Here is a 23,290-nt window from a genome sequence, read left to right on the forward strand (position 1 = left end):
CGAGTCCCGGAGACAATCAGGAATCCGCCGCGATGAAAAGGCCTTTCGCATCCGTGCAAAGCCTCAGGCGGAAAGCCGGTTTTCGGCCTGCGCCAGCAGGGCAGACGCGTCCGTGGCACAGGCCGGCGGGCAGATCAGGTCGCCCTGCACCTCGCATGTCCCGTGCTGCCGCAGGAAATCGAGCTGGCCTTCCGTCTCGATGCCCACCACCGTCGCCGTTATCTGAAATGCCCGGGCAAGCCGCAGGAGGATGCCCGTAAGATCGCCGTCGCGGGCGTTCTCCGCCATCGTCCGGGCAAGCGCGCGGTCGATCTTCAGCCCGTCGACGGGCAAGGTCCGCAGGCTCTCGATGGCGGACGGGCCGGCACCGAACCCCTCGAGCACGATCCGCACGCCGCGGGCGCCGAGCGCCCCGAGCGTTTCGCGGACGACCGCATCGGCAAGGAAGACCGCCTCGCGCACCTCCACCGTCAACCGCCCCGGCGCAAGGCCGCTCTCGCCAAGGCATTCGGCGACGTGGTCGACGAAGGCGCGGTCCCGGAGCTGGTCGCCTGCGACGTTGACGGCGATGCCGGTCGGCGCCGGCCAGCCCGCCGCGACCCGGCAGGACTCCCGCAGCGCCCAGTTGCCGAGCGGCCGGATGAGGCCGGCCTTCTCCGCAATCGGCAGGAAGGCGCCCGGCAGCAGCACGCCCCGCTCCGGGTGGCGCCAGCGCAGCAACGCCTCGAAGGCGCGCACCGCGCGGCTCTCGATGCCGACGATCGGCTGGTATTCGAGGAAGAATTCGCCGGCCGGAAGCCCCCGGGCGATATCCCCGGCAAGCGCCATGCGGGCGGCATTCTCCGCCGCGAGCGCCGCGTCGAAGAAGCGGATGCCGCCCGGCGCGCCCTTGGCGGCATAAAGCGCGATGTCCGCGCGCTTGACGAGCTCGGACATCGTGGTGTCGCCCGCCTCCAGGAAGGTGACGCCGATGCTGCAGCCGCTCGCAATGCGCGCCTGCCTCAGCTCGAACGGTTCGGCAAGGAGCGCGCGGATGGCGCGGCAGGCATCCTCCACCTTGCCCGTCGACGGCGCGCCCGGGATCGTCACCACGAATTCGTCGCCGCCGAGGCGGTAGACCTTGCCCGTCGTGCGCAGCGCCTGCGTGAGGCGCGCGGCGAGCGCCGCCAGAAGCTGGTCGCCGGCATCGTGCCCGAGGCTGTCGTTGACGGCCTTGAAGCGGTCGAGATCGAGAAGCAGCAGCGCCGGGCGGCTTTCGGCGGCGCCCGCCCGCAGGAGATCGCGGATATCCCGCTCCAGGCAGAAGCGATTGGCAAGCCCGGTCAGCCGGTCGTGGTAAAGCCCCCGCACCAGCCGCTCCTCGCGCTTGCGCCGCCGGCGCAGTTCGGCGAGGAGGAGCGCCCTTTGCCGTCCCAGCCGGTAGAAGCCCATGCCGAAGACCGGCGCGAGCGCAAGCGCCGTTGCGGCGGAGGCGGAAAAACCGAGGGTGTCTGCCCCGGCATAGGTGCTGAGAATGTGATGGGCGGCAAGGCAGGCGGCGGGCAGGAAGGCTCCGAAGACCGCTCCCGCGAGCGCAGGATGCCGGCCGGTCCCCGGCAACGAGGTTTTCAACATCATGTAACCCTAAACCGTTGTTATCATGACAACAGGGTGCTTCGGCCACCACGGCCTGAGGGTGTTCTAGCGGACAAAGGATGACAGAGTGTTAAGCGTCCCTTGGCATCCGCACCCCAAGAAATAAGGGGAGGCTTCTTTTTCGGGAACCGCGGCCCGCCTGGTGCGTTGGAGCCATTGTTGTCATTCGCGCGCGGGGCTTCGCGCGAGTATCGAGCGGGAAGGACCATTCCATGAAATCCATGATCTTCGGTGCCGCCGGCATCCTCTTGAGCGCCAGTGCAATTCCGGCATTTTCGGCCGACATGGCCGTAGCCGAACCGCCGGTGGAAACCCCGATCACCGAGGTGGCGGGCGTTTACGACTGGGGCGGCTTCTATGTCGGCGTGAACACGGGCTACGCCTGGACGGGCGTGGACTATTCCGCGGGCGGCGCCTCCCTTGTCGACCGTGACCTGAACGGCTTCGCCCTTGGCGGTTATGCAGGCTACAATTTCTTCAACGACGGCTGGGTCTACGGCGTTGAAGCCGACATCAAGCGCGACTTCAACGACGAGCGCTTCGATGCCGGCGCCGGCACGACGCTGGAGACGGAAACGACCTGGGGCGGCTCGGTGCGCGCGCGCATCGGCTATGCCATCGACCGTACCCTCATCTACGGCACCGGCGGCTACGCCTTCACCCATGCGAAGCTGAACAACGTCACGACCGGCGCGAGCGAGGGCGAAACCCTGCACGGCTGGACGATCGGCGCCGGCGTCGAGCATGCCTTCACCGACAATGTGGCGGGGCGCGTCGAGTACCGCTATTCCGACTACAGCAAATCGGACGTCTTCGGCGCCGCCGGGCTCGATGGCGACATCGATTCGCACGCCATCATGGTCGGCGTCAGCATGAAGTTCTGACGCTGCGGCGGACCGAACGCAACGGGCGGCGCCGACGCGCCGCCCGTCCTTCTGCACGCTTAACGTCCCGCTAACCGTAATTTTACGAAAAGGCGCGATAGATCGAAGGCCCCGTCACGCGTGTCCCTCTTTACGGCCCGCCCCTTTCGAGGCAGGCTCGGTCAACACGCAACAACGGGACACTCATGCGTCGGCTCATTCCGGCTCTCCTGCCTCTCGCGCTCCTTGCGACCTCCTGCTCGACAACCGACTACGATCTGGTGTCGACGGCTTCGCTGCCGCGTTTCGAGGACAAGGATCCGCAGGATTTCGGCGCCCGCAGCCCGCACCGCCACCAGGTCCACGGCATCGACGTGTCCAAGTGGAACGGCGACATCGACTGGCAGACGGTGAAGAAGAGCGGCGTCACCTTCGCCTTCCTGAAGGCGACGGAAGGCACGGACCGCCTCGACAGCCGCTTTGCCGACTACTGGCGCGGCGCGCGCGCCGCCGGCCTCGCCCACGCGCCCTATCACTTCTACTACTTCTGCTCGACGGCGGATGCGCAGGCCGACTGGTTCATCGCCAACGTGCCGAAGGAGGCCGTGCAGCTTCCCCCCGTGCTGGACGCCGAATGGAACCCCGCCTCGCCGACCTGCAAGCTGCGCCCGCCGGCAGACGAGGTGCGCACCGCGCTCAAGCGCTTCATGGACCGCCTCGAAGCCCATTACGGCAAACGGCCGATCATCTATACGACGGTCGACTTCCACCGCGACAACCTCGTCGGCTATTTCGACGATTACCATTTCTGGCTGCGCTCGGTCGCCAACCATCCGGAGAACATCTATCCGGCGCGCAAATGGGCGTTCTGGCAATATACCTCGACGGGCGCGGTGCCCGGCGTTGCCGGCGAACACACGGACATCAACGTCTTCGCCGGCTCAGCGAAGAACTGGAACGCCTGGGTCGCCTCCGTTTCCCGCTGAGGGCCGAACTTTTTGCGATGCAGGGCCGGCTTGCACGCCAGGCTTGCCTTTTTCTTCTTGCTTCCGTCACATTCATCTGAGACAGCCGGGCGGACAACGGATCCAGGAGAACGAGATGCGGCAGAACCTTACGACGACACTGGCAGCGGGCCTTGCGGCTTTCCTTCTCGCCGGCGGCGCGCAGGCCCAGACGGCCCCCGCCTGCGGCGGCGACCTTGCCACCTTCCTCGAAGGCGTGAAGGCCGAGGTGCAGACGCTCGGCGTTTCCGCCGAGGTGGCCGACCGGGCGCTCGCCGGTGCGGCGATCGACCAGAAGGTGCTCTCGCGTGACCGCGCCCAGGGCGTCTTCCGCCAGACCTTCCTCGAATTCTCCAAGCGCACCGTCAGCCAGGCCCGCCTCGACATCGGCCGCAAGAAGCTGAAGGACCTCGCGCCGGTCTTCGCCCGCGCCGAGCAGGAATTCGGCGTGCCCGGCCAGGTGATCGCCGCCTTCTGGGCGATGGAAACCGACTTCGGCGCCGTGCAGGGCGATTTCAACACCCGCAACGCCCTCGTCACGCTCTCGCACGATTGCCGCCGGCCGGAAATCTTCCGCCCGCAGCTTCTCGCCGCCATCGAGATGGTCGGCCATGGCGACCTCGACCCGAACGGCACGACGGGCGCCTGGGCCGGCGAGATCGGCCAGGTGCAGATGCTGCCGCGCGACATCATCGCCTACGGCGTCGACGGCGACGGCGACGGCCATATCGACGTGAAGAAGAGTTCGCCCGACGCCATCCTGACCGCCGCCAAGTTCATCCAGCATCTCGGCTTCGTGAAGGGCCAGCCGTGGATCCAGGAAGTCTCCGTGCCGGACGTCATGCCCTTCGAGAAGACCGGCCTGCAGCCAGGCATGAAGGCCGCCGACTGGTTCGCCCTCGGCGTCAAGCCGCGCGACGGCGACACCTCCTTCGGCAATCTCGAAGCCTCGCTGGTGCTGCCGCAGGGCCGCAAGGGCCCGGCCTTCATCACCTATCCGAACTTCAACGTCTATCTCGAATGGAACCAGTCGTTCATCTACACGACCTCGGCCGCCTATTTCGCCACCCGCCTTGCCGGCGCCCCGCCCTATGAGCGCGGCAACCCGGAGGAAGGCCTTTCCGACGAGGCCATGAAGCAGCTCCAGACCAAGCTGCAGGCGCGCGGCCACGACATCGGCAAGATCGACGGCATCCTCGGTTCCGGCACCCGCGCGGCGATCCAGAAGGAACAGCTCCGCCTCGGCATGCCCGCCGACGGCTGGGCCACGCAGGCCCTGCTCGCCGCGCTCTGATCGGGCGCGGACGATCGGGCTTCAAGACCCTCTCTGCGTGCCGGCATCTCCCCCACAAGGGGGGAGAACGCTGGAGGCTTGCTCTTCCTTCCCATTTTTCCGTAACGGGACGGCGGGTTAAGTCCCTCCCCCTTGTGGGGAGGGATTTAGGGAGGGGACTTCAATCCCATCGAAATCGGGTGGCCGCCCGCTGCCCGTTGCGCTAGGAATGCCCCGACCTTGAAGCGGCGCATCCCGAATGCCGGGCCGGCCGCTTTTCCCATGCCTTGAGGAAACACATGGAACAGCCGGCAGCATCGACGCGCATGAGCGCGGCAACCTGGGGCCTGCTCGCGCTCCTCGGCATGATCTGGGGCGGCTCGTTCTTCTTCGCGCGCGTCGCGGTCGGCCATGTGCCGCCGGCGACGCTGGTGCTGCTGCGCGTCGGCATCGCCGCGCTCGCCCTTCACGCCTATATCGCCGGCCGCTTCGGCATCTATGCGACGCTGCGGGGCCGCTGGCGCGAATTCCTGCTGCTCGGCCTCCTCAACAACGCCGTGCCGCACATGCTGATCTTCCTCGGCCAGACGCAGATCGGCGCGGGCCTTGCCTCCATCCTCAACGCGACGACGCCGATCTTCACCGTCCTCATCGCCAACCGCATGACGGTGGACGAAAAGCTCTCGCCGCAGAAGATCGCCGGCTGCCTCATCGGCCTTCTCGGCACCGCCGTGCTGATCGGCCCCCGGGCGCTCGCCCCCTTCACCGGCGCGGGAGGGCCGCCGCTCTGGGCCGTCGTCCTGCCGGTGCTCGCCGCCGTCTCCTACGGTTTCGCCGCGACCTACGGCAAGCGCTTCCGCGGCGTGACGCCGCCCGTCATCGCTAGCGGCCAGCTCACGGCCTCCACGCTCCTGATGCTGCCCGTCTCGCTTACGCTCGATTCGCCCTGGCAGATCCCCCTGCCGCCGCTCTCGGCGGTCCTCGCCGTGCTGGCGCTGGCCCTCCTCTCCACCGCCTACGGCTATATCCTCTTCTTCCGGATCATGGCGGTCGCCGGCGCCACCAATACCTCGCTCGTCACCCTGCTCGTGCCGCCGAGCGCGATTCTCGCCGGCATGCTCTTCCTCGGCGAACGGCTGACGCCGCTCGGCCTCCTCGGCATGGCGCTGGTGCTTTTCGGCCTCGTCGTGCTCGACGGGCGCGTTTTTTCCCGCTTGCGCAAGCGCTGAGAGCGCCGGGAACAAAGCGGCCTTCCCGCCGTTTCATGGCAATGCCCCGGATTGCAAGGCCGCCTTTGAGCAGCATGGTAAATGAACAATGTCTGCACTCGTCATCCGTTAGGGATTGTGAATTTTTTGTGGCGCGCAAAATAAAGGAGGAAATTCAGCAGGTTAGCATTGTAAATAACCGTCCGGCCGCGGCCGGATGTTGCAACGCAGCAACAAAACGCCTTTCCAACACGCTTTTTTCGGTCGTAATATCGGATCGTAAACGCAAGGAGGTAAGCCATGGGACTCACACATTCCTTGAATGTTCTGATGATCAGTGCAGCGTTCCTCTTCATCGCAACGATGATCTTCATCTGAGGCGATCAAGCGAAAAGAAAGGTCAGGGAGAAGCACAAACCCTGCCGAAACCCATTCAGGAATGCATGGCCCCGGAAACGGCGCCATGCATTTTCATTTCGGGGAAAGCCTTCAGGCCGCGGCGCCCGCCGCAGCGGCACGGTCGATCCGGGCAAAGCCGGCGCCGTCGCACACCGCCGACACCAGCGCCGCGCGGTTCATCGTATAGAAGTGGAACTCGCTGACGCCGCGGGCGACAAGGTCTTCCACCTGGCGGATCGCCAGCTCCACCGCCACGGCGGCGCGCTCCTGCGGCCGGTCATCGACCGGAGCCAGCCGCTCGGCCAGCCAGCCCGGCACGGAAGCGCCGCACATGCCGGCGAATTTCTGCACCTGCGCGAGGTTGTGCACCGGCAGGATGCCCGGCACGACGGGAATGGCGATGCCCGCCTTGCGCACCCGCTCCAGGTAGCGCTCGAAATCGTCGTTCTCGAAGAAGAACTGGGTGAGCGCGCGCGTGGCGCCCGCATCCACCTTGCGCTTCAGCATGTCGATATCGGCCGCCACGTCCGGGCTCTGCGGATGCTTTTCCGGATAGGCGGAAACGGAGACCTCGAAATCGGCAATGCCGCGCAGGCCCGCGACAAGTTCGGCGGCATTGGCATAGCCGCCCGGGAAGGGCCTGTAAGCCGTGCCGACGCCCTCCGGCGGATCGCCGCGCAGCGCGACGAAATGGCGAACCCCGGCGGCGCGGAAATCCGCGACGACGGCATCGACCTCCGCCTTCGTCGCGGCGACGCAGGTCAGGTGCGAGGCGGCCGGAAGGCCCATGGCGAGAAGGTGGCGCACGGTGGAAAGCGTCGGCGCCTTGGTGGAGCCGCCGGCCCCGTAGGTGACCGACATGAAGCCCGGCGCATAGGCCGAAAGCGCGGCGGCCGTCTCCCAGAGCTGGCCTTCGGCTTCCGCCGTCTTCGGCGGAAAGAACTCGAAGGACAGGCGGATGTCCTTGCGGGCTGGGCTGGCGGTCGCCTGCTTCATGTCAACTCCTCCTGCGTATGGCAATGGCGTCGGCTGCTTCCGCGCGCTGGTCGCGGGCAAGCCAGATGGTCACGGTCAGCGCATCCTCTTCAGAATGTGCCGGCTTCAGGTCGACGACCTCCTCCACGGCAAGCCCCGCCTTTTCCAGCCATTCGGACATGGTCTGGTGCGAGAAGCCGAGGCGGATATGGGCGTGCTCGTCGCGCAGGCGCTCCAGCGCGTGCGGCGCAAGGTCGATGATGGCGAGGCGCCCGCCGGGCGCCAGCATGCGCGCCGCCTCGCTTATCGCCGCTTCCGGCTCGTCGAGGAAATGCAGCACCTGATGGATCGTCACGACGTCGAACTCGTCGCGCTCCAGCGGCAGGTTGAAGATGTCGCCGTGGCGGATCGAGGCCTTGGTGATGCCCGCGCGGTCGAGATTGGCGCGCGCCACCGCCAGCATGTCGCGGCTGGCATCGACCCCGACGCCGCGCCGGTAAAGCCCTTCGAAAAGCTGGAGGATGCGGCCCGTGCCCGTGCCGAGATCGAGGAAGGCATCGACCGGCGCCGTGCCGATCAGCTCGGCGAGCTTGGCCTCCACCTCCGCCTCGCTGACATGCAGGCGCCGCACCACGTCCCATTCGGCCGCGTTGCGGCTGAAATAGGCCTGCGCCTTGTCGGCGCGTACCTTCTTGAGCGCCCGCAACCGCTCGTCATCGCGGGCGAAGACGGCATCGGCCGGGTCGATGGCATCGAGCAGCCCGCGGGCGAGCGCCACGGCCGCCCCGCCCTGGCTGAGGCGGAAGAACGCCCAGGCGCCCTCCTGGTAGCGATCGATCAGCGCCGCCTCCGCCAGGAGCTTCAGGTGGCGCGAGATGCGCGGCTGGGACTGGCCGAGAATGTCGGTCAGGTCCGTCACCGTGAGGTCGCCGTGCGAAAGCAGCGCGAGAAGGCGAAGGCGCGTCGGCTCGCCCGCCGCCTTCAGGATCTCCACGATGTCGTCCAGTCCGAGTTTCTGCGTGTCGCCCATGATCGTTCCAATCAAGACATAAAGATATGTTTATGTGATTAACTTGCCTTGCGCAAGAGCCAATCCGCTTCACCGATCTTCCCATCAACCGCGGCAAAGAAAAACCCCGGCGAGCCGGGGTTTGAAACGGATGGTCGGTGCCGGTTGCCGGGCCTGCCCCTCATCCCGCTGCAGGATACCCTTGCGTATCGTAGCCAAAGGCCCTCTCTGCCCTGCCGGGCATCTCCCCCACAAGGGGGGAGAAAGCAGGAGGCTTGCCCTTCCCTTCCATTTTTCCGAAATGGGGGCGGCACGTTAAGTCCCTCCCCCTTGTGGGGAGGGATTTAGGGAGGGGTCTTCGCGTCAGCGCGTCAGCCGCTTGTAGGTCACCCGCTTGGGGTTCACCGCGTCAGCGCCGAGGCGGCGGATCTTGTCCTGCTCGTAGTCCTCGAAGTTGCCCTCGAACCATTCGACATGGCTGTCGCCCTCGAAGGCGAGGATATGGGTGGCGAGGCGGTCGAGGAACATGCGGTCGTGCGAGATGATGACGGCGCAGCCGGCGAAGTTTTCCAGCGCGTCTTCCAGCGCGGCCAGCGTTTCCGTGTCGAGGTCGTTGGTCGGTTCGTCGAGCAGGATGACGTTGTAGCCGCCCTTCAGCATCTTGGCGAGGTGGACGCGGTTGCGCTGGCCGCCCGAGAGCGTGCCGACCTTCTGCTGCTGATCGCCGCCCTTGAAGTTGAAGGCGCCGCAATAGGCGCGGCTGTTCATCTCGTGCTTGCCGAGCTTCAGGACGTCGTTGCCGCCGGAAATCTCCTCCCAGACGGTCTTGTCGCCGCCCAGCGCGTCGCGGCTCTGGTCGACATAGCCGAGATCGACCGTCTCGCCGACGGTGATCGAGCCGGAATCCGGCTTTTCCTGACCGGTGATCATGCGGAAGAGCGTCGTCTTGCCGGCGCCGTTCGGGCCGATGACGCCGACGATGCCGCCCGGCGGCAGCTTGAAGGTGAGGTTCTCGATGAGGACGCGGTCGCCATAGGCCTTGGTGAGGTTTTCCGCCTCGATGACCGTATTGCCGAGGCGCTCGCCGACCGGGATGACGATCTGCGCGTCGCCGGGCCGGCGGTCCGCCGCCGCCTTCACCAATTCGTCATAGGCCTTGATGCGGGCCTTGGACTTGGCCTGGCGGGCCTTGGGCGAAGAGGCGATCCATTCCTGCTCGCGCGAGAGCGCCTTCTGGCGGGCGCCCTCCTCGCGCTCCTCCTGCGCCATGCGCTTGGCCTTGGACTGGAGGTAGGCGGAATAGTTGCCCTCGTAGGGAATGCCGCGGCCGCGGTCGAGCTCGAGGATCCAGCCCGTGACGTTGTCGAGGAAGTAGCGGTCGTGGGTGATCATCAGCACGGAGCCCGGATATTCGCGCAGGTGCTTTTCGAGCCAGGCGATCGTCTCGGCGTCGAGATGGTTGGTCGGTTCGTCGAGAAGCAGCAGGTCCGGCTGGGCGAGCAGCAGCTTGCAGAGCGCCACGCGGCGCTTTTCACCGCCCGAAAGGCTTTCCACGCCCGAATCGCCCGGCGGGCAGCGCAGCGCGTCCATCGCCATCTCGACCTGGCTTTCGAGGTCCCAGAGGTTCTGGCTGTCGATGATGTCCTGAAGTTTCGCGCCCTCTTCCGCCGTCTCGTCGGAATAGTTCATCATCAGCTCGTTGTAGCGATCGAGGATCGCCTTCTTGGCGGCAACGCCCTCCATGACGTTTTCGAGCACCGTCTTGGACGCATCGAGCTGCGGTTCCTGCGGCAGGTAGCCGAGCGTCGCGCCTTCGGCAAGCCAGGCCTCGCCCGTGAACTCCTTGTCGAGGCCGGCCATGATGCGCAGCACGGTCGACTTGCCCGCCCCGTTCGGGCCGAGGATACCGATCTTGGCATCCGGGTAGAAGGACAGGTGGATATTCTCGAGGATCTTCTTGTTGCCATAGGCCTTGTTGAGCCCCGACATGTGGTAGATGAACTGACGTGCCATGAAAACGCGCTCCGGATCGGACAAATTTGCCCGCTATGTAGGCGAATTCCGTGCCCGCGGCAATCGCGGCCGCGAAAACGCGGCGGCCGCCGCTAACCCGCCTCGCCCGCGCCCGTCACGCCGCCGGTGCAGCGGGATTTCGTCGGGGATGCGCCGGCGATCAGCGCCTTGAGCGGGCCGTCGCCGGAAGCAAGCCCGATGGTGAGGCCGGTCACGATCACGCGGTCGCCGGCCTTGCGGCAGGCAAGGCGCACGCGCTCGCCCGCGCCCTTGCCGAAAGCGGCGTCGAAGGCGGCGCGGACCTCGGCGAGCGTGATCGCGGCGCCCTTGCGGTCCGTAAAGAGCGCGCGCACCGGCGAGGCGTTGAGCTCGTCGAGAAGATCGAGCGAGCGGGCATAGTAGGCCTCGGCCGAGGCGGCGAGGCAGCTTCCGCTCTTCAGCCATTGCCGCCGGTCGAGGCCGACGCGGACGGCGGGCATGGCGGCGGCAAGGCGCGTCTTCGTCGCCGTGGCGAGGGGGACGTCCGGAAGGTCGGTCCATTTGCCCTTGCGCGCCTTCTCCTGGAGCGCGGCCTCGATGCCGCAATAGCTCTTGCGGGCCGCGAAGCGATTCACCAGCGAGAACCGCCCGGCCGCAGGCGCCTCGGCGGAAAAGCCCGTGCAGCCTCGGCTCTTGGGCCGTGCGGCGCAATAGCCGGCCTGCCAGCCGACGGACAACACTTCCCGCGCCTTGCCCTCCGGCGCCGACTGCGCCGCGGCGATGCCGCCGCCGAGGAAGAGAGCGATGGAGACAACGAGAAAAGACAATACGGGCATTGCAGCTTTCGTCTTCATGACCAGCGCCCGATAAGAACAAAACAGGATCATTTACAACCAAAGATCAGAAAATTGCAACCCATAATCGGAAAAATCCCGAAAAACGGGACGAGGCTTCGAAATGCACGCGGCATCCCGTTGTCTTTCCACCGCAAATCGCGTTGTGCTGGCGCAAACGGGAGGAATGCGGTGTTCTCAGAAAGACAGGCCCTTGCCAGCGCGAGCGGCGCGACGCTGGCGCTCCGGCACGAGCCGGCGCGCGGGGCCGCGCGCGGCATCCTCCTTGTCAGCCACGGCCTTGCCGAGCACAGCGCCCGCTATGCCCGCCTTGCCGAACGCATGGCCGGCGAAGGCTTCCACGTCTACGCCCACGACCACCGCGGCCACGGCTTCACCACCGCGCCCGATGCCCCCCTCGGCCAGTTCGCCCCGCGCGGCGGCATCGCCCGTGTGGTTGAGGACATGCGCACCGTGCGCGCCCACGCCGCCGGCCGGCATCCCGGCCTGCCGGTCGTGCAGTTCGGCCATTCGATGGGCGGGCTCCTCGCGCTCGCCTTCGCGGAGGCGCATCCGGCGGAGATCGATGCGCTCGCCGTCTGGAATTCCAACCTCGCGCCGGGTCTTGCCGGGCGGGCGGCGCAGGCGCTGCTTGCCGCCGAGCGCATGTTCAAGGGCTCGGACGTGCCGAGCGCGCTCCTGCCCCGCCTCACCTTCGCCGCCTGGGGCAAGGCCATCGCCGGTCATCGTACGCCCTTCGACTGGCTGTCGCACGATGCGGCGGAGGTGGACGCCTATATCGCCGACCCGCTCTGCGGCTTCGACGTGAACGTCTCGATGTGGATCGACATCTTCGCCGTCACCTTCGCCGATGTCTCGGCCGAAGGGCTGGCGCGCCTTCCGAAAGGCCTGCCCATCCATCTCGTCGGCGGCGAGGAGGACCCGGCGACGGATTTCGGCCGGGCGACGCGCGCGCTTGCCGCCCGACTGAAGAAATCGCGGCTTGAGGACGTGACCGCGGTCGTCTATCCCGGCATGCGTCACGAGACGCTGAACGAGGTTCCGGCGCTGCGCGATCCGGCCATCGACGCCTTTGCCGGCTGGTGTCGACGGGCGGTGGACAAAGGGCGCCGGCCCGCGGAAACCCCATGAGCACGACAACCGCAACGCCGCTTCGCAACGAGGTGAGCCTCGGCCTCTTCCTCATGGTGTTCTCGGTGCTCGTCTCGCCGGTCATCGACATTTTCGCCAAGCTCGCGGTCGCCGCCGTGCCGGCGACGGAGATCACCTTCGTGCGCCTCGTCTTCCAGATGGGGGTGCTGGCGCCGATCTGCCTGATGCGCGGCACGCTCTTCGCCGTGACCTGGCGCAAGATGGGCCTGCACGCCGCCCGCGGCCTGCTGATGGCAATCACCATGATCAGCTTCGTCACGCCGCTCGCCGTGATGGAGGTGGCGGACGCCATCGCCATCTTCTTCGTCGAGCCGATCATCCTCACCATCCTCGGCTCGATCTTCCTGAAGGAGACCATCGGCTGGCGGCGCTACACGGCCTGCGGCGTCGGCTTCTTCGGCTCGCTGCTGGTCATCCAGCCGAGCCTGGAGGAAGTGGGGCCCATCGCGCTCCTGCCGGTCGTCGCCGCCTTCTCGCTCGCCCTCTTCTATCTTCTGACGCGGCTCGTGGCGCAGAAGGAGGATCCCTGGTCCATGCAGTTCTATGCGGGCCTGTGGGGCGGGCTGTTTTCCGGCCTGCTGCTCGTCATCGGCGGCAAGGCGGGCATTTCCTTCCTCACGCCCGTCATGCCGGACATGAAGACCACGCTCTATATCGCGGGCGCGGCCGTCGCGGCGGTGATCGCCGGCGTCCTCGGCGTCTATGCCTATCGCTCGGCCCCCGCTTCCACGCTCGCACCGCTGCAATACCTGGAGATCGTCTCTGCCACCATTCTCGGCTGGTTCGTCTTCGGCCACCTGCCCGATGCGGTGAAATGGCTCGGCATCGCCATCATCATCGGCTCCGGGCTCTACGTCATCTGGCGCGAGCGCAAGCTCAACAAGACGGCGACGACCCCGCCCGTCTCCGCCCCGGTCTGAGGGAAGGAAAGGGCGGCCGGCGCGCGGCAGGCATCATGTCAGGACAACCCGTCATGACCTTGCGCCGCACTTCGCCTATCGTGCCTTCCGGCTTTTTGTTATCCAGAGGCAAGGGGCAAAGGACCCGGCGGCGCGCCCTTGCGGGGCGCCCGGCGAGGAGGAAAGAGCGATGGACAAATCGAACCTGCCGCTTGCCGGCATCAGGGTCATCGAGCTGGCGCGGGTGCTGGCCGGCCCCTGGGCGGGGCAGATGCTCGCCGACCTCGGCGCGGACGTCATCAAGATCGAAAATCCCGAGGGCGGCGACGACACGCGCGCCTGGGGGCCTCCCTTCGTGACGGGCGCGGACGGCGAGAATCTTTCCGCCGCCTATTACCATTCCACCAACCGCGGAAAACGCTCCATCGCCGTCGACCTCAAGACGGAGGAAGGCCGTGACATCGTCCATCGGCTGATCGACACCGCCGACGTGGTGATCGAGAACTTCAAGGTGGGGGGCCTCGTCAAGTACGGGCTCGACTACCAGAGCCTCGCGAAGACGCATCAAAAGCTCGTCTACTGCTCCATCACCGGCTTCGGACAGGACGGGCCCTATGCCGCCCGCGCGGGCTACGACTATATCGTGCAGGGCATGTCCGGCTTCATGTCGGTGACGGGCGCGCCGGACGGCGAGCCGATGAAGGCGGGCGTCGCCATCGCCGACATCTTCACCGGCATCTATGCCGTCGCGGCCATCCAGGCAGCCCTCATCCATGTCATGAAGACCGGCAGGGGCCAGCATATCGACATGGCGCTGCTCGACGTGCAGTCGGCCGTCATGGCGAACCAGAACATGAATTTCCTCGCCTCCGGCAAGGCCCCGGCCCGGCTCGGCAACGCCCATCCCAACATCTCGCCCTACGAGGTGGTGCCGGCGGCCGACGGCCATATCATCCTCGCCGTCGGCAATGACGGGCAGTTCCGGAAACTCTGTGCGATCCTGAAGCTCGACGGCGTGGCGGACGACGAGCGCTTCGCGACGAACCGCGCGCGCGTCGCCCATCGCGACGAGGTGCGCCGCCTCGTGACGGGCGCGACGGTAAAGCTCGCCAAGGCGGACCTTCTGGCCGCCTGCGAGCGCGACGGCGTTCCCGCCGGCCCCATCAACTCCATCGCCGAGACCTTCGACGATCCGCAGGTGAAGGCCCGCGGCCTTCGCATAGACCTGCCGGATGCGGACGGAAACCGCATTCCGGGCGTGCGCACGCCCATCGTCTTCTCCGACACGCCGCTTGCCTACGACCGACCGAGCCCCCGGCTCGGCGAACACACCGCCGCCGTGCTGGCGGAGCTTGCAACCCTCGAAGCAGGAAAGAAAAGCGCATGAAGACCGGTGGACAGTTGATCGTCGACGCCCTCGTTGCAAACGGCGTCCAGCGTGTCGCCTGCGTGCCGGGCGAAAGCTACCTCGCGGTGCTCGATGCGCTGCACGACACGGATATCGACGTCGTCGTCTGCCGGCAGGAAGGCGGCGCGGCGATGATGGCCGACTGCTGGGGGCGGCTTACCGGCCAGCCCGGCATCTGCATGGTCACGCGCGGCCCCGGCGCCACCAACGCCTCGGCGGGCCTGCACATCGCCCGGCAGGATTCGATCCCGATGATCCTCTTCATCGGCCAGGTGCAGCGCGATGCGCGCGAGCGCGAGGCCTTCCAGGAAGTGGAATACCGCCGCGCCTTCACCGAGGTCGCCAAGTGGGTGGCCGAGATCGACGACGCCCGCCGCATTCCCGAATTCGTCACCCGCGCCTTCGCGGTCGCCACCTCCGGCCGGCCCGGCCCCGTCGTGCTCGCCCTGCCGGAGGACATGCTGACGGATGCGGTCGAGACGGTGGAGGCGAAGGCCCATATGCCGGTCGAGGCCCATCCCGGCCGCAGGCAGGTCGAAACGCTCGCCGCCCTTCTGGAAAAGGCCGAGCGGCCGATCGCCATCCTCGGCGGCACGCGCTGGTCGGCCGAGAGCGTCAAGGGCTTTGCCGCCTTCGCCGAGCGCTGGTCGCTGCCGGTCTCCTGTTCCTTCCGCCGGCAGATGCTGTTCGATCACACGCATCCCAACTATGCCGGCGACAGCGGCATCGGCATCAATCCGGCGCTCGGCAAGGAGATTCGCGAGGCGGACCTCGTCCTCCTCATCGGCGGGCGCTATTCGGAAATGCCGTCCGCCACCTACAGCCTGCTCCAGAGCCCCTATCCGCAGCAGACGCTGGTGCATGTCTATCCCGACCCGTCGGAGCTCGGCCGCGTCTACCGGCCGGACCTTGCCATCGCCGCCGCGCCGGACGATTTCGTCGCCGCGCTGGGGGGCCTGTCGCCCAAGGCCACGCCGCGCTGGGCCGAGCGCACGAAGGCCATGCACGAGAGCTACCTGAAATGGTCGACGCCGCCGATGACCGGCCCGGGCGCCGTGCAGATGGGCCCGATCATGGCATGGCTCGAGGAGAACACGGCCGAAGACACGATCTTCACCAACGGCGCGGGCAACTACGCCACCTGGCTGCACCGCTTCCACCGCTTCCGCCGCTACGGCACGCAGGCCGCCCCCACCTCCGGTTCCATGGGCTACGGCCTGCCGGCGGCGGTCGCCGCCAAGCAGCTCCATCCGGAGCGCGAGGTCGTCTGCTTTGCCGGCGACGGCTGTTTCATGATGCACGGGCAGGAATTCGCGACCGCCGTGCGCTACGGGCTGCCGATCATCACGCTCGTCATCAACAACGGCATCTACGGCACGATCCGCATGCACCAGGAGCGCGAATATCCCGGCCGCGTCAGCGCGACGGACCTCACCAACCCGGATTTCGCCGCGCTCGCCCGCGCCTATGGCGGCCATGGCGAGACGGTGGAGAAGACGGAAGACTTCGCCGCCGCCTTCCTGCGCGCCCGCGCCAGCGGCAAGCCGGCGATCATCGAGGTGAAGCTCGATCCCGAAGCGATCACGCCGACGCGCACGCTTTCGGATATCCGTGAGGGGAAGTGAGGTTGGGGCTGAAAGGCCCCTCATCCGCCTGCCGGCACCTTCTCCCCGCAAGCGGGGCGAAGGGGCATGCGGAACCGCCTTCGTGAAATTACGCCCGTCGAGAGAAAGCGAGGCATCGCCTCCTGCCCCTTCTCCCCGCTTGCGGGGAGAAGGTCGCGGCAGCGGGATGAGGGGCGGCTTGCCCCTCCCGCATCACCCGCGAATGTGCCGCGTCTGCTCGTAGGTCTTCGTCGAGCGCATGCCGGAGCGGCAGTAGCCGAGCATGGGGCGCGGCAGTTCGTCGAGGGCGTCGACCATGCCGTTCACCGCTTCGGCCGTCACGCCCATCGGGCCGACGGGCACATGGGCCGTCTCGATGCCGAGTTCCTTGGCGCGGGCGGCGATGGACGCGAATTCCGGCTGGCCGGCCTCTTCGTGGTCCGGGCGGTGGCAGACGATGGACTTGAAGCCCATGGCGGCAATCGCGTCGAGGTCCTCGACCGTAATCTGGCCGGAGACGGAATATTCGTCGTTGATCTCGCGGATATCCATGGGCGTGTCCTTTCGAAATGAGGGGCGCTCACCGTTTAAGCCGGGGCCGCGAAAGCGTCAATCGTCAGCGGACCTCGAAGGCGAGCGCATAGCCGACGCTTTCGCCGGGCGAGAAGTCCGGCGCCTCGCCGGCCGAAATCAGCTCCGCCCGCGCGGCAAGCCGGTGCGAGACGGGCTCGATGCCGAGCACGGCGCAGCCCGGCGACTGGTTCCGCCAGACCTGGAGATAGGGCAGCGTATCGGTGCGGAAGCGGATATGCATGGAGCGCCCGCCGAGCGCCGCGATCGGCCCCACCGCGATCTCCGCCCAGCCGTGCTCGCCCGTCCCGGCCGCCGGCACGCAGAAGATCTTCATGTCGCCCTCGTCGAAGCGCCAGGGAAGGCTGCCGCCCGGCAGCATCGCACCCGTCAGCCGCGTCTCGTCGTCGAAAAGGCCGGTGCCGAAATTGATGTGGTACATGGCAAAGGGCGGCCATGCGCCATCGCCGGTATTGGTGACGAGGTCGTCGAGCGTGATGTGCCCCGTACGTCTGTCGGCCCGCCAGCGGCGGGCAAGGTCGGCCGACCCGCCATGGGCGAGCGCCGCCGCGACGCGCCCCTCGCAGACCGCCTCCCCCTCGTCCTCCTCGAAGAGGATGTCGCGGGCGGGATGGGAGGACAGCGAGCCGTGCAGCGGATAGAGCCGCCCGTCCGCCGCCCCCTCCACCGGCACGGGATGGCGGATATGGTCCGGCCCGCAGGTGAAGAGGAAGCCCGGCAGCGCCCTGTCGATGCGCGGATCGCCGTCCGAGGGGATGGCCGAGCCCGGCGCAAGATCGATACCGGAAAAGACGGCGCTTGCCACGTCGAGCGCCGATTGCGGCGTCAGGTCCAGGCGGAAGGACTGGGTGGGCGTATCGGCGGCAAGGGCGAAGGTCATCCGGGGCTCCAGAGGGGGGCGATCAGGCTCAGACAGAAGCATTTTTGCGCATGGGAGAAAAGCGGAAATGCCCTACCGGGCGCCCCCTTCGTGCGGGAACCATCACGCCGGACTGCAAGTTTTTGCAGGAAGCGTTGACGTTGCGTTCACCATCGATTCAGTTTTTCCATATTAAGGTCCGAATTGAAGTGTTCCGTCCGCGCGATATGTGCAATCCGGCAGGTCAAGAATCGTGAATTCGATATTCAAAACAAGCGTTTCGATACTTTTCGCGGCCTCGGCGCTCGCATTCGCGGCCGCCCCTGCCGGCGCGCAGCAGCATCAGCTCGCCCGCGACACGGTCCTCGTCACCCCGCACGGCGATATCCTCGACTACGTTCCCGACGACGGCAGCGTGCGCTGGATGCGCGACGGGCGCGGCCGCGCGGTGCTGGTCGATAGCTGGGGCGACATCGTCGCCACCGCCATGCCGGCCGACCGCTACTTCGCCCGCGGCGACGACTATCGCCCGCGCCGCGACCGCTATCGCCAGGTGCGCGGCTACCCCGAGACGAACCCGGATTATTTCCCGCCGGCGCCCGGCTCCGACTATGGCGACGACGTGACGACGGGCTCCGTGCCGGAAATGCGCGAGGCGCTGCCCGGCGATATCGAGCGCCAGTCCCTGCCGGATGCCGAGTTCGGCGGCTCGCAGCCCCTGCCCGGTGTTTCCGGCGGCAGCGAGGAGATGGCGTCCCTGCCGCAGGACGGCGCCACCGACCCGAATGCCGAATTCGTGCCCGGCCCGAAATTCGCCCCGGCCATCGCCATCGGCAAGATGAGCTCAAACGAGATCACCGCGCTCCAGGTCTTCCTCGACCGCGAGGGGTTTTCGCCGGGCGTGATCGACGGACGCAAGGGCTCCAACGTCGCCAAGGCCATCGAGGCGTGGCAGAACGCGACGGGCGAGACGCTCAACCCGAACAATGCCGAGGACATCCTGGAGCGCCTGCGCCTTTCCGGCGGCATGGCGTTCACCACCTACGAGATCAGCGCCGCCGACGCGGCCGGCCCCTATGTCGCGGAAATCCCCGCCGATTACGCCCAGAAGGCCGCCCTGCCGCACATGTCCTTCACCTCGACGACCGAGATGCTCGCCGAGAAGTTCCACATGGACGAGGCGTACCTGAAGGAGATCAACCCGGGCGTCGACTTCACCATTCCCGGCACCATCATCAAGGTGGTCGATATCGGCGAGAAGAAGACCGGCAAGGTCGCGAAGATCCTTGCCGACAAGGGACGCAGGCAGGTGCTCGCCTATGACGCGGAAGGCACGCTGATCGCCGCCTATCCGGCAAGCATCGGCTCGGCCGATACGCCGTCCCCGTCCGGCATCGTCACGGTCGAGCGCGTCGCGCTCAATCCGGGCTATACCTACAATCCGAAGATCAACTTCAAGCAGGGCGCCAACGACAAGATACTGACGCTGCAGCCGGGCCCCAACGGCCCGGTCGGCACCGTCTGGATCGCGCTTTCCAAGCCCACCTACGGCATCCACGGCACGCCCGATCCCTCGAAGATCGGCAAGACCCAGAGCCACGGCTGCATCCGCCTCACCAACTGGGACGCCACCGAGCTCGCCAAGATGACGAGCCCCGGCGTGACGGTGGAATTCGTCGACTGACGCCTGCCGAAACGGCATTCGAGGCCGGCCCCGGGGCCGGCCTTTTGTTTTGGAGAGCCTCTTTTCGTCTCGCCGAGAACCCGCAAATTGCCGCTTTTGCCGGTGAAGGAACCGTCTCCCGCCAAACCAGCAATCCGGAATCCCATGCTCGAAACGTTGCGCCCCGCCCTCCTCTGCCTCGCGCTCCTGCTGCCGTCCGCCGCCTCCGCCGCCGATCTCATGCGCTTCTGGGACACGCCGCAAAAGGGCGGCAACAGCTTCAACGCGGCCGCCCCGGACAAGGCCTATTTCGACGCGCTGGCCAAGACCGGAGCGACCTGGGTGCGCCTCACCTTCTCCAAGTGGAAGGGCGAGGGCCGGGATTTCCTGCTCGGCGATGCCGACGGATACCGCGGCCTTCCGGCCGGCGACCTTGCAAGGCTGCGCGCGACGCTCGACGCGGCGAACGCCGCCGGGCTGAAGGTGGTGTTGACGCCGCTCAGCCTGCCCGGCGCCCGCTGGAAGCAGCAGAACGGCGGCGCCTTCGACGACCGGCTCTGGTCCGATCCCGCCTTCGCGAAAGAGGCCGTCGCCTTCTGGCGCGATCTCGCAGCCGCGCTGAAGGACCATCCGTCCATCGCCGCCTACAACCTCCTCAACGAGCCGGCGCCGGAAAAGACGACGGGCCTTGCCGAGAACGGCACGACGGCCGGCCGCCTCGCCTGGCAGGCCGAACATGCCGGCGGCCCGCGCGACCTGCCCCGCCTCTACACGCAGATCATCGCGGCGATCAGGACCGTCGATCCCGTCACGCCGGTCATGGTCGACGGCGGCTACTACGCCAATCCGCGCGCGCTCGCCGCCTGGCCGCATCGCCTCGCCGACGACCGGGTGCTCTACGCCTTCCACATGTACGAGCCCTATGATGCGACGAGCGCGCCGAACATGAAGCGCAAGACGCCGCTGCGCTATCCGGGCGTCACGACCGACTACGACGGCGGCAGGATGACCTGGGACCGCAAGGCCGTCGCCGGCCATATCGGCGCCGCCTTCGACTGGGCGAAGGCCGAGGGCCTGCCGCCGACACGCGTCGTCGCGGCCGAATTCGGCTGCATGCGCCTGTGGGCCGATTGCGGCACCTATCTCACCGACGTCATGGATGCGGTGGAGGAGAGAGGCGGCCACTGGGCCTTCTACTCCTTCCGCGAGGACGAATGGGACGGCATGGACTATGAGCTTCCCGAAAGGCTGAAGCCCGGCCGGTTCTACTGGATGAGCGAGCAGGGCAAGGCGGACGCGCTGCCGCGCGACGGCAAGCTGATGGACCTGCTGAAAGCCCGGATGCGGAAATAGACGGGCCGGACGGCCCGTCCCCGTTTCGTTCGGCCGGCTCAGGCCGCCCGCACATACCCCGCGCCCTCGGCGACCTGCGCCGTGCCGCTGGTGCGGAAGGCGCTGAGCTGGGCGGCGATGGAGGCGGCCTCCTGCGTCAGGGCCTGACTTGCGGCATTGGCCTCTTCCACCATGGCGGCGTTCTGCTGGGTGATCTGGTCCATGGCGTTGATCGCCTGGTTGACGGCCTGAAGACCCGTCGCCTGTTCGGCCGTGCTGGCGCGGATGGTGTTGAACACCGAGCTCACCTCGACGACCTGCGAGACGATCTGGCGCAGCGACTGGGCGACCTCGCCCACCGAGCGAACGCCGTCCTCGACCTGCCCGTGCGACTTGGCGATGAGGTTCTGGATGTCCTTGGCCGCATCCGCGCAGCGCTGGGCGAGCGCCCGCACCTCCGAGGCGACGACGGCAAAGCCGCGGCCCGCCTCGCCGGCGCGTGCGGCCTCGATGCCGGCATTGAGCGCCAGCAGGTTCGTCTGGAAGGCGATCTCGTCGATGACCTCGATGATGCTGGCGATGGCGGCGGACGAGGCCTGGATCTCGCCCATGGCGGTGATCGCCTCCTCGACCACCACGCCGCTGCGCTCGGCATTGTCGCGCGCGGCCATGACGAGGGCGTTCGCCTCGTTGGCGCTCTGCGCCGTCTGGCGCACGGTGGTCGTCACCTCCTCGACGGCGGCCGCCGTCTCCTCGAGGTTCGCCGCCTGCCGCTCGGTGCGCCTGGCAAGGTCGTCGGAAGCGGCCGCGATCTCTTGCGCGCTCAGATGGATGGAGCCTGCGCCTACGCCGATATTGCCGATGGCCTGCGAGAGCGTGGAGATGGCATGGTTGAAGTCGTCGCGCAGCGCCTCGTAGGCCTCCGGCAGCGGGCCGATGATGCGCGCCGTCAGGTCGCCGGCCGAAATGCGCTTCAGCGCGGCGCCGAAGCTGTCGCTGACGATCTTGCGCTCCTCGGCAACCACCTGCGCCTGCACCGCCTGCTGCTTGGCGATGTCCGACATGTCCATGTAGACGGAGATGGAAAGGTCCATGTCGAGGAACATGGCCTTGAGGAGGCTCGTGAGCGTCGCGGCGAATTCCTCCGGCCCGGTCTCCTGCCGGGCGAACAGCCCCCGCTTCGGCCAGTGCGCCCGCACGGCCTCCATCAAAAGATGCTCGACGACCAGCGCATAGCCGCCGATGTACCAGCGCGGCTCCAGGCCGATGCGGGCATGCACGCGGCCGATCGTCTGCACCTTCTCGGCATAGTCGTGCGTGAAGTCGCCGTCGGCGATGTTCGCCCAATGGCCGAGCTGCGCGGCCTTCGCCCGCTCGATATGCGCGTCGCCGGAAAAGAGATGGCTCACCTCCGGGCTCTTGCGCACGATGGCGTAGAACTTGTCGAGGGCGGGGCCCAGCTCCTTCTCGATGAAGGGCTTCAGGCTGCGCAGGCGCTTCAGCGCGGCCTCGTCGAGGCCGAGATAATCGAGCCGGCGGGCAATGTCGTGGTTCGGGCTGGCGGTCTGCAAGGCATGAGTCATTCTGGAGGCATCCTGGAAACGCGGGAACAGACAAGGAGGACATGCATCATCGGGGCGGCATGCCCTGCGGCACGCTCCACCCCGTGACCCTTCATGGGTCCCGCCGAAGACGTCACGGGTCTTCTGGCTCGGCTTTTTGTGGGAATATCATTAGGTTAGCCGTGGTAAATTGTTCATTACCAAGGCGTCGGCCGGCAAAAGGAAACGGCCGCGTCCTTCGTCGCAGCCGTTCCTGACGATCGTCAATTTCGAGAGATCAGGCGGCCTGCCGGATCGTGCGGAAGAGGCCGCGCTCGCCCGTCATGCGCGTGCGGGCCGGCAGCAGGCGCAGCACCTCGCCGGCAAAGAGGCGGGCGTTCTCGCGCGCCTTGTCGAGATTGCTGACCTTGGCCGGATCCATCGAATAGAGCGTGCCGCCGCAATCGAAGATATCGCGGAAGGCGGTGCGCTCGCCGATGGGCGTATCGAGCACGGTGACGCCGCGGGACGAAAGCAGCGCCTTGATGGCCGTCATGGCGCGCGTCGTCACCATGGAGTTCATGCGCGTCAGCACCACCGAATGGGCAATGCGGATGCCGGCCTTCTCGTCGAGCTGCCGCAGGAGCTCGAGGATCTGCGCAGCGCCCCGCGCATCCATCGCACAGCCCTGCACGGGAATCATCACATGGTCGGAAAGGCCGATGGCGGTGGCGACCAGCGCATCGCGCGCGCCGGCAAGGTCGATGATGAAATAGTCGGTCGCCGCGCGGTTCTCGCGGATATGGCACTGGATGGAGGCCATGGAGACTTCCGAGATCACCGCGATGTTGCGCTGGCGGCCGGAGATCTCGTGCCAGTGGCTGATCCAGCGCTGCGGATCGGCATCGAGGATGGTGACGCGGTGGCCCTGGCTTGCAAGCTCGGTGGCGAGAATCAGGGCAGCGGTGGTCTTGCCGGCGCCGCCCTTGGCATTGGCAAATGTGATGACTGGCATGGCTTCCTCTTGGA

The 23,290-nt window shown here is 67.1% G+C and carries 19 protein-coding genes; 10 read left to right on the top strand and 9 right to left on the bottom strand.

Annotation, left to right across the window (positions count from 1 at the left end):
- Positions 1–63 precede the first annotated feature (63 nt).
- Positions 64–1,617: a putative bifunctional diguanylate cyclase/phosphodiesterase gene (locus ACZ5TO_RS10295; protein ID WP_464798003.1), complete on the bottom strand. Its 1,554-nt coding sequence runs from the start codon at positions 1,615–1,617 to the stop codon at positions 64–66.
- A gap of 230 nt (positions 1,618–1,847) precedes the next feature.
- Between ACZ5TO_RS10295 and ACZ5TO_RS10300 the strand changes: the two genes are divergently transcribed.
- The 4 genes from ACZ5TO_RS10300 (at position 1,848) to ACZ5TO_RS10315 (ending at position 6,004) form a co-directional block, all read left to right on the top strand.
- Entirely contained in the window at positions 1,848–2,519 is a 672-nt protein-coding gene (locus tag ACZ5TO_RS10300; RefSeq protein WP_184140220.1) for an outer membrane protein, read from the top strand.
- Positions 2,520–2,704: 185 nt separating this feature from the next.
- Positions 2,705–3,484 (top strand): glycoside hydrolase family 25 protein, encoded by a 780-nt coding sequence (locus ACZ5TO_RS10305; protein WP_464798004.1) that lies wholly within the window; start codon positions 2,705–2,707, stop codon positions 3,482–3,484.
- 115 nt (positions 3,485–3,599) lie between these two features.
- A complete protein-coding gene (locus tag ACZ5TO_RS10310) occupies positions 3,600–4,796 on the top strand; it encodes a lytic murein transglycosylase (protein ID WP_184140224.1) in 1,197 nt (398 codons plus the stop codon).
- A gap of 278 nt (positions 4,797–5,074) precedes the next feature.
- Positions 5,075–6,004 (top strand): DMT family transporter, encoded by a 930-nt coding sequence (locus tag ACZ5TO_RS10315; protein WP_464798005.1) that lies wholly within the window; start codon positions 5,075–5,077, stop codon positions 6,002–6,004.
- A 468-nt stretch (positions 6,005–6,472) separates the two neighbouring features.
- On the opposite strand, the gene metF is transcribed toward ACZ5TO_RS10315, so the two are convergent.
- The 4 genes from metF to ACZ5TO_RS10335 form a co-directional block, all read right to left on the bottom strand.
- Positions 6,473–7,378, bottom strand: coding sequence for a methylenetetrahydrofolate reductase [NAD(P)H] (gene metF / locus ACZ5TO_RS10320; protein ID WP_464798006.1), 906 nt, complete (start codon positions 7,376–7,378; stop codon positions 6,473–6,475).
- A 1-nt stretch (position 7,379) separates the two neighbouring features.
- Complete coding sequence (locus ACZ5TO_RS10325; RefSeq protein ID WP_184140228.1) at positions 7,380–8,387, bottom strand: ArsR/SmtB family transcription factor; 1,008 nt, start codon at positions 8,385–8,387, stop codon at positions 7,380–7,382.
- 342 nt (positions 8,388–8,729) lie between these two features.
- Entirely contained in the window at positions 8,730–10,379 is a 1,650-nt protein-coding gene (gene ettA / locus ACZ5TO_RS10330) for an energy-dependent translational throttle protein EttA (protein ID WP_464798007.1), read from the bottom strand.
- A gap of 92 nt (positions 10,380–10,471) precedes the next feature.
- Complete coding sequence (locus ACZ5TO_RS10335) at positions 10,472–11,212, bottom strand: ribonuclease (protein ID WP_464798008.1); 741 nt, start codon at positions 11,210–11,212, stop codon at positions 10,472–10,474.
- Positions 11,213–11,383: 171 nt separating this feature from the next.
- Here ACZ5TO_RS10335 and ACZ5TO_RS10340 point away from each other — a divergent pair, with 171 nt between their 5' ends.
- The 4 genes from ACZ5TO_RS10340 (at position 11,384) to ACZ5TO_RS10355 (ending at position 16,296) form a co-directional block, all read left to right on the top strand.
- On the top strand, positions 11,384–12,343 hold the full coding sequence (locus tag ACZ5TO_RS10340) for an alpha/beta fold hydrolase (protein ID WP_464798009.1): 960 nt from the start codon (positions 11,384–11,386) through the stop codon (positions 12,341–12,343).
- Entirely contained in the window at positions 12,340–13,284 is a 945-nt protein-coding gene (locus tag ACZ5TO_RS10345) for a DMT family transporter (RefSeq protein ID WP_464798010.1), read from the top strand. Before ACZ5TO_RS10340 ends, ACZ5TO_RS10345 begins: the two co-directional genes overlap by 4 nt.
- A 169-nt stretch (positions 13,285–13,453) precedes the next feature.
- Complete coding sequence (gene caiB, locus ACZ5TO_RS10350) at positions 13,454–14,650, top strand: succinate--glutarate CoA-transferase (protein WP_464798011.1); 1,197 nt, start codon at positions 13,454–13,456, stop codon at positions 14,648–14,650.
- Positions 14,647–16,296 (top strand): thiamine pyrophosphate-binding protein, encoded by a 1,650-nt coding sequence (locus ACZ5TO_RS10355; protein ID WP_464798012.1) that lies wholly within the window; start codon positions 14,647–14,649, stop codon positions 16,294–16,296. Before caiB ends, ACZ5TO_RS10355 begins: the two co-directional genes overlap by 4 nt.
- A gap of 192 nt (positions 16,297–16,488) precedes the next feature.
- Here ACZ5TO_RS10355 and ACZ5TO_RS10360 read toward each other — a convergent pair whose 3' ends face one another.
- A complete protein-coding gene (locus tag ACZ5TO_RS10360; RefSeq protein WP_464798013.1) occupies positions 16,489–16,827 on the bottom strand; it encodes a protein tyrosine phosphatase family protein in 339 nt (112 codons plus the stop codon).
- A 64-nt stretch (positions 16,828–16,891) separates the two neighbouring features.
- Positions 16,892–17,746: a DUF4432 family protein gene (locus ACZ5TO_RS10365; protein WP_464798014.1), complete on the bottom strand. Its 855-nt coding sequence runs from the start codon at positions 17,744–17,746 to the stop codon at positions 16,892–16,894.
- A gap of 232 nt (positions 17,747–17,978) precedes the next feature.
- Between ACZ5TO_RS10365 and ACZ5TO_RS10370 the strand changes: the two genes are divergently transcribed.
- Both ACZ5TO_RS10370 and ACZ5TO_RS10375 read left to right on the top strand, forming a co-directional pair.
- The gene (locus ACZ5TO_RS10370; protein WP_464798015.1) at positions 17,979–19,409 is read left to right on the top strand and encodes a L,D-transpeptidase family protein; all 1,431 of its coding nucleotides are present in this window, start codon (positions 17,979–17,981) and stop codon (positions 19,407–19,409) included.
- 144 nt (positions 19,410–19,553) lie between these two features.
- Positions 19,554–20,741 (top strand): glycoside hydrolase family 5 protein, encoded by a 1,188-nt coding sequence (locus ACZ5TO_RS10375; RefSeq protein ID WP_464798016.1) that lies wholly within the window; start codon positions 19,554–19,556, stop codon positions 20,739–20,741.
- Positions 20,742–20,779: 38 nt separating this feature from the next.
- Here ACZ5TO_RS10375 and ACZ5TO_RS10380 read toward each other — a convergent pair whose 3' ends face one another.
- Both ACZ5TO_RS10380 and ACZ5TO_RS10385 read right to left on the bottom strand, forming a co-directional pair.
- The gene (locus ACZ5TO_RS10380; protein WP_464798017.1) at positions 20,780–22,303 is read right to left on the bottom strand and encodes a methyl-accepting chemotaxis protein; all 1,524 of its coding nucleotides are present in this window, start codon (positions 22,301–22,303) and stop codon (positions 20,780–20,782) included.
- 256 nt (positions 22,304–22,559) lie between these two features.
- A complete protein-coding gene (locus ACZ5TO_RS10385) occupies positions 22,560–23,276 on the bottom strand; it encodes an AAA family ATPase (RefSeq protein ID WP_464798018.1) in 717 nt (238 codons plus the stop codon).
- Positions 23,277–23,290: the final 14 nt, after the last annotated feature.

Source organism: Shinella sp. Sh6, from assembly GCF_055392685.1.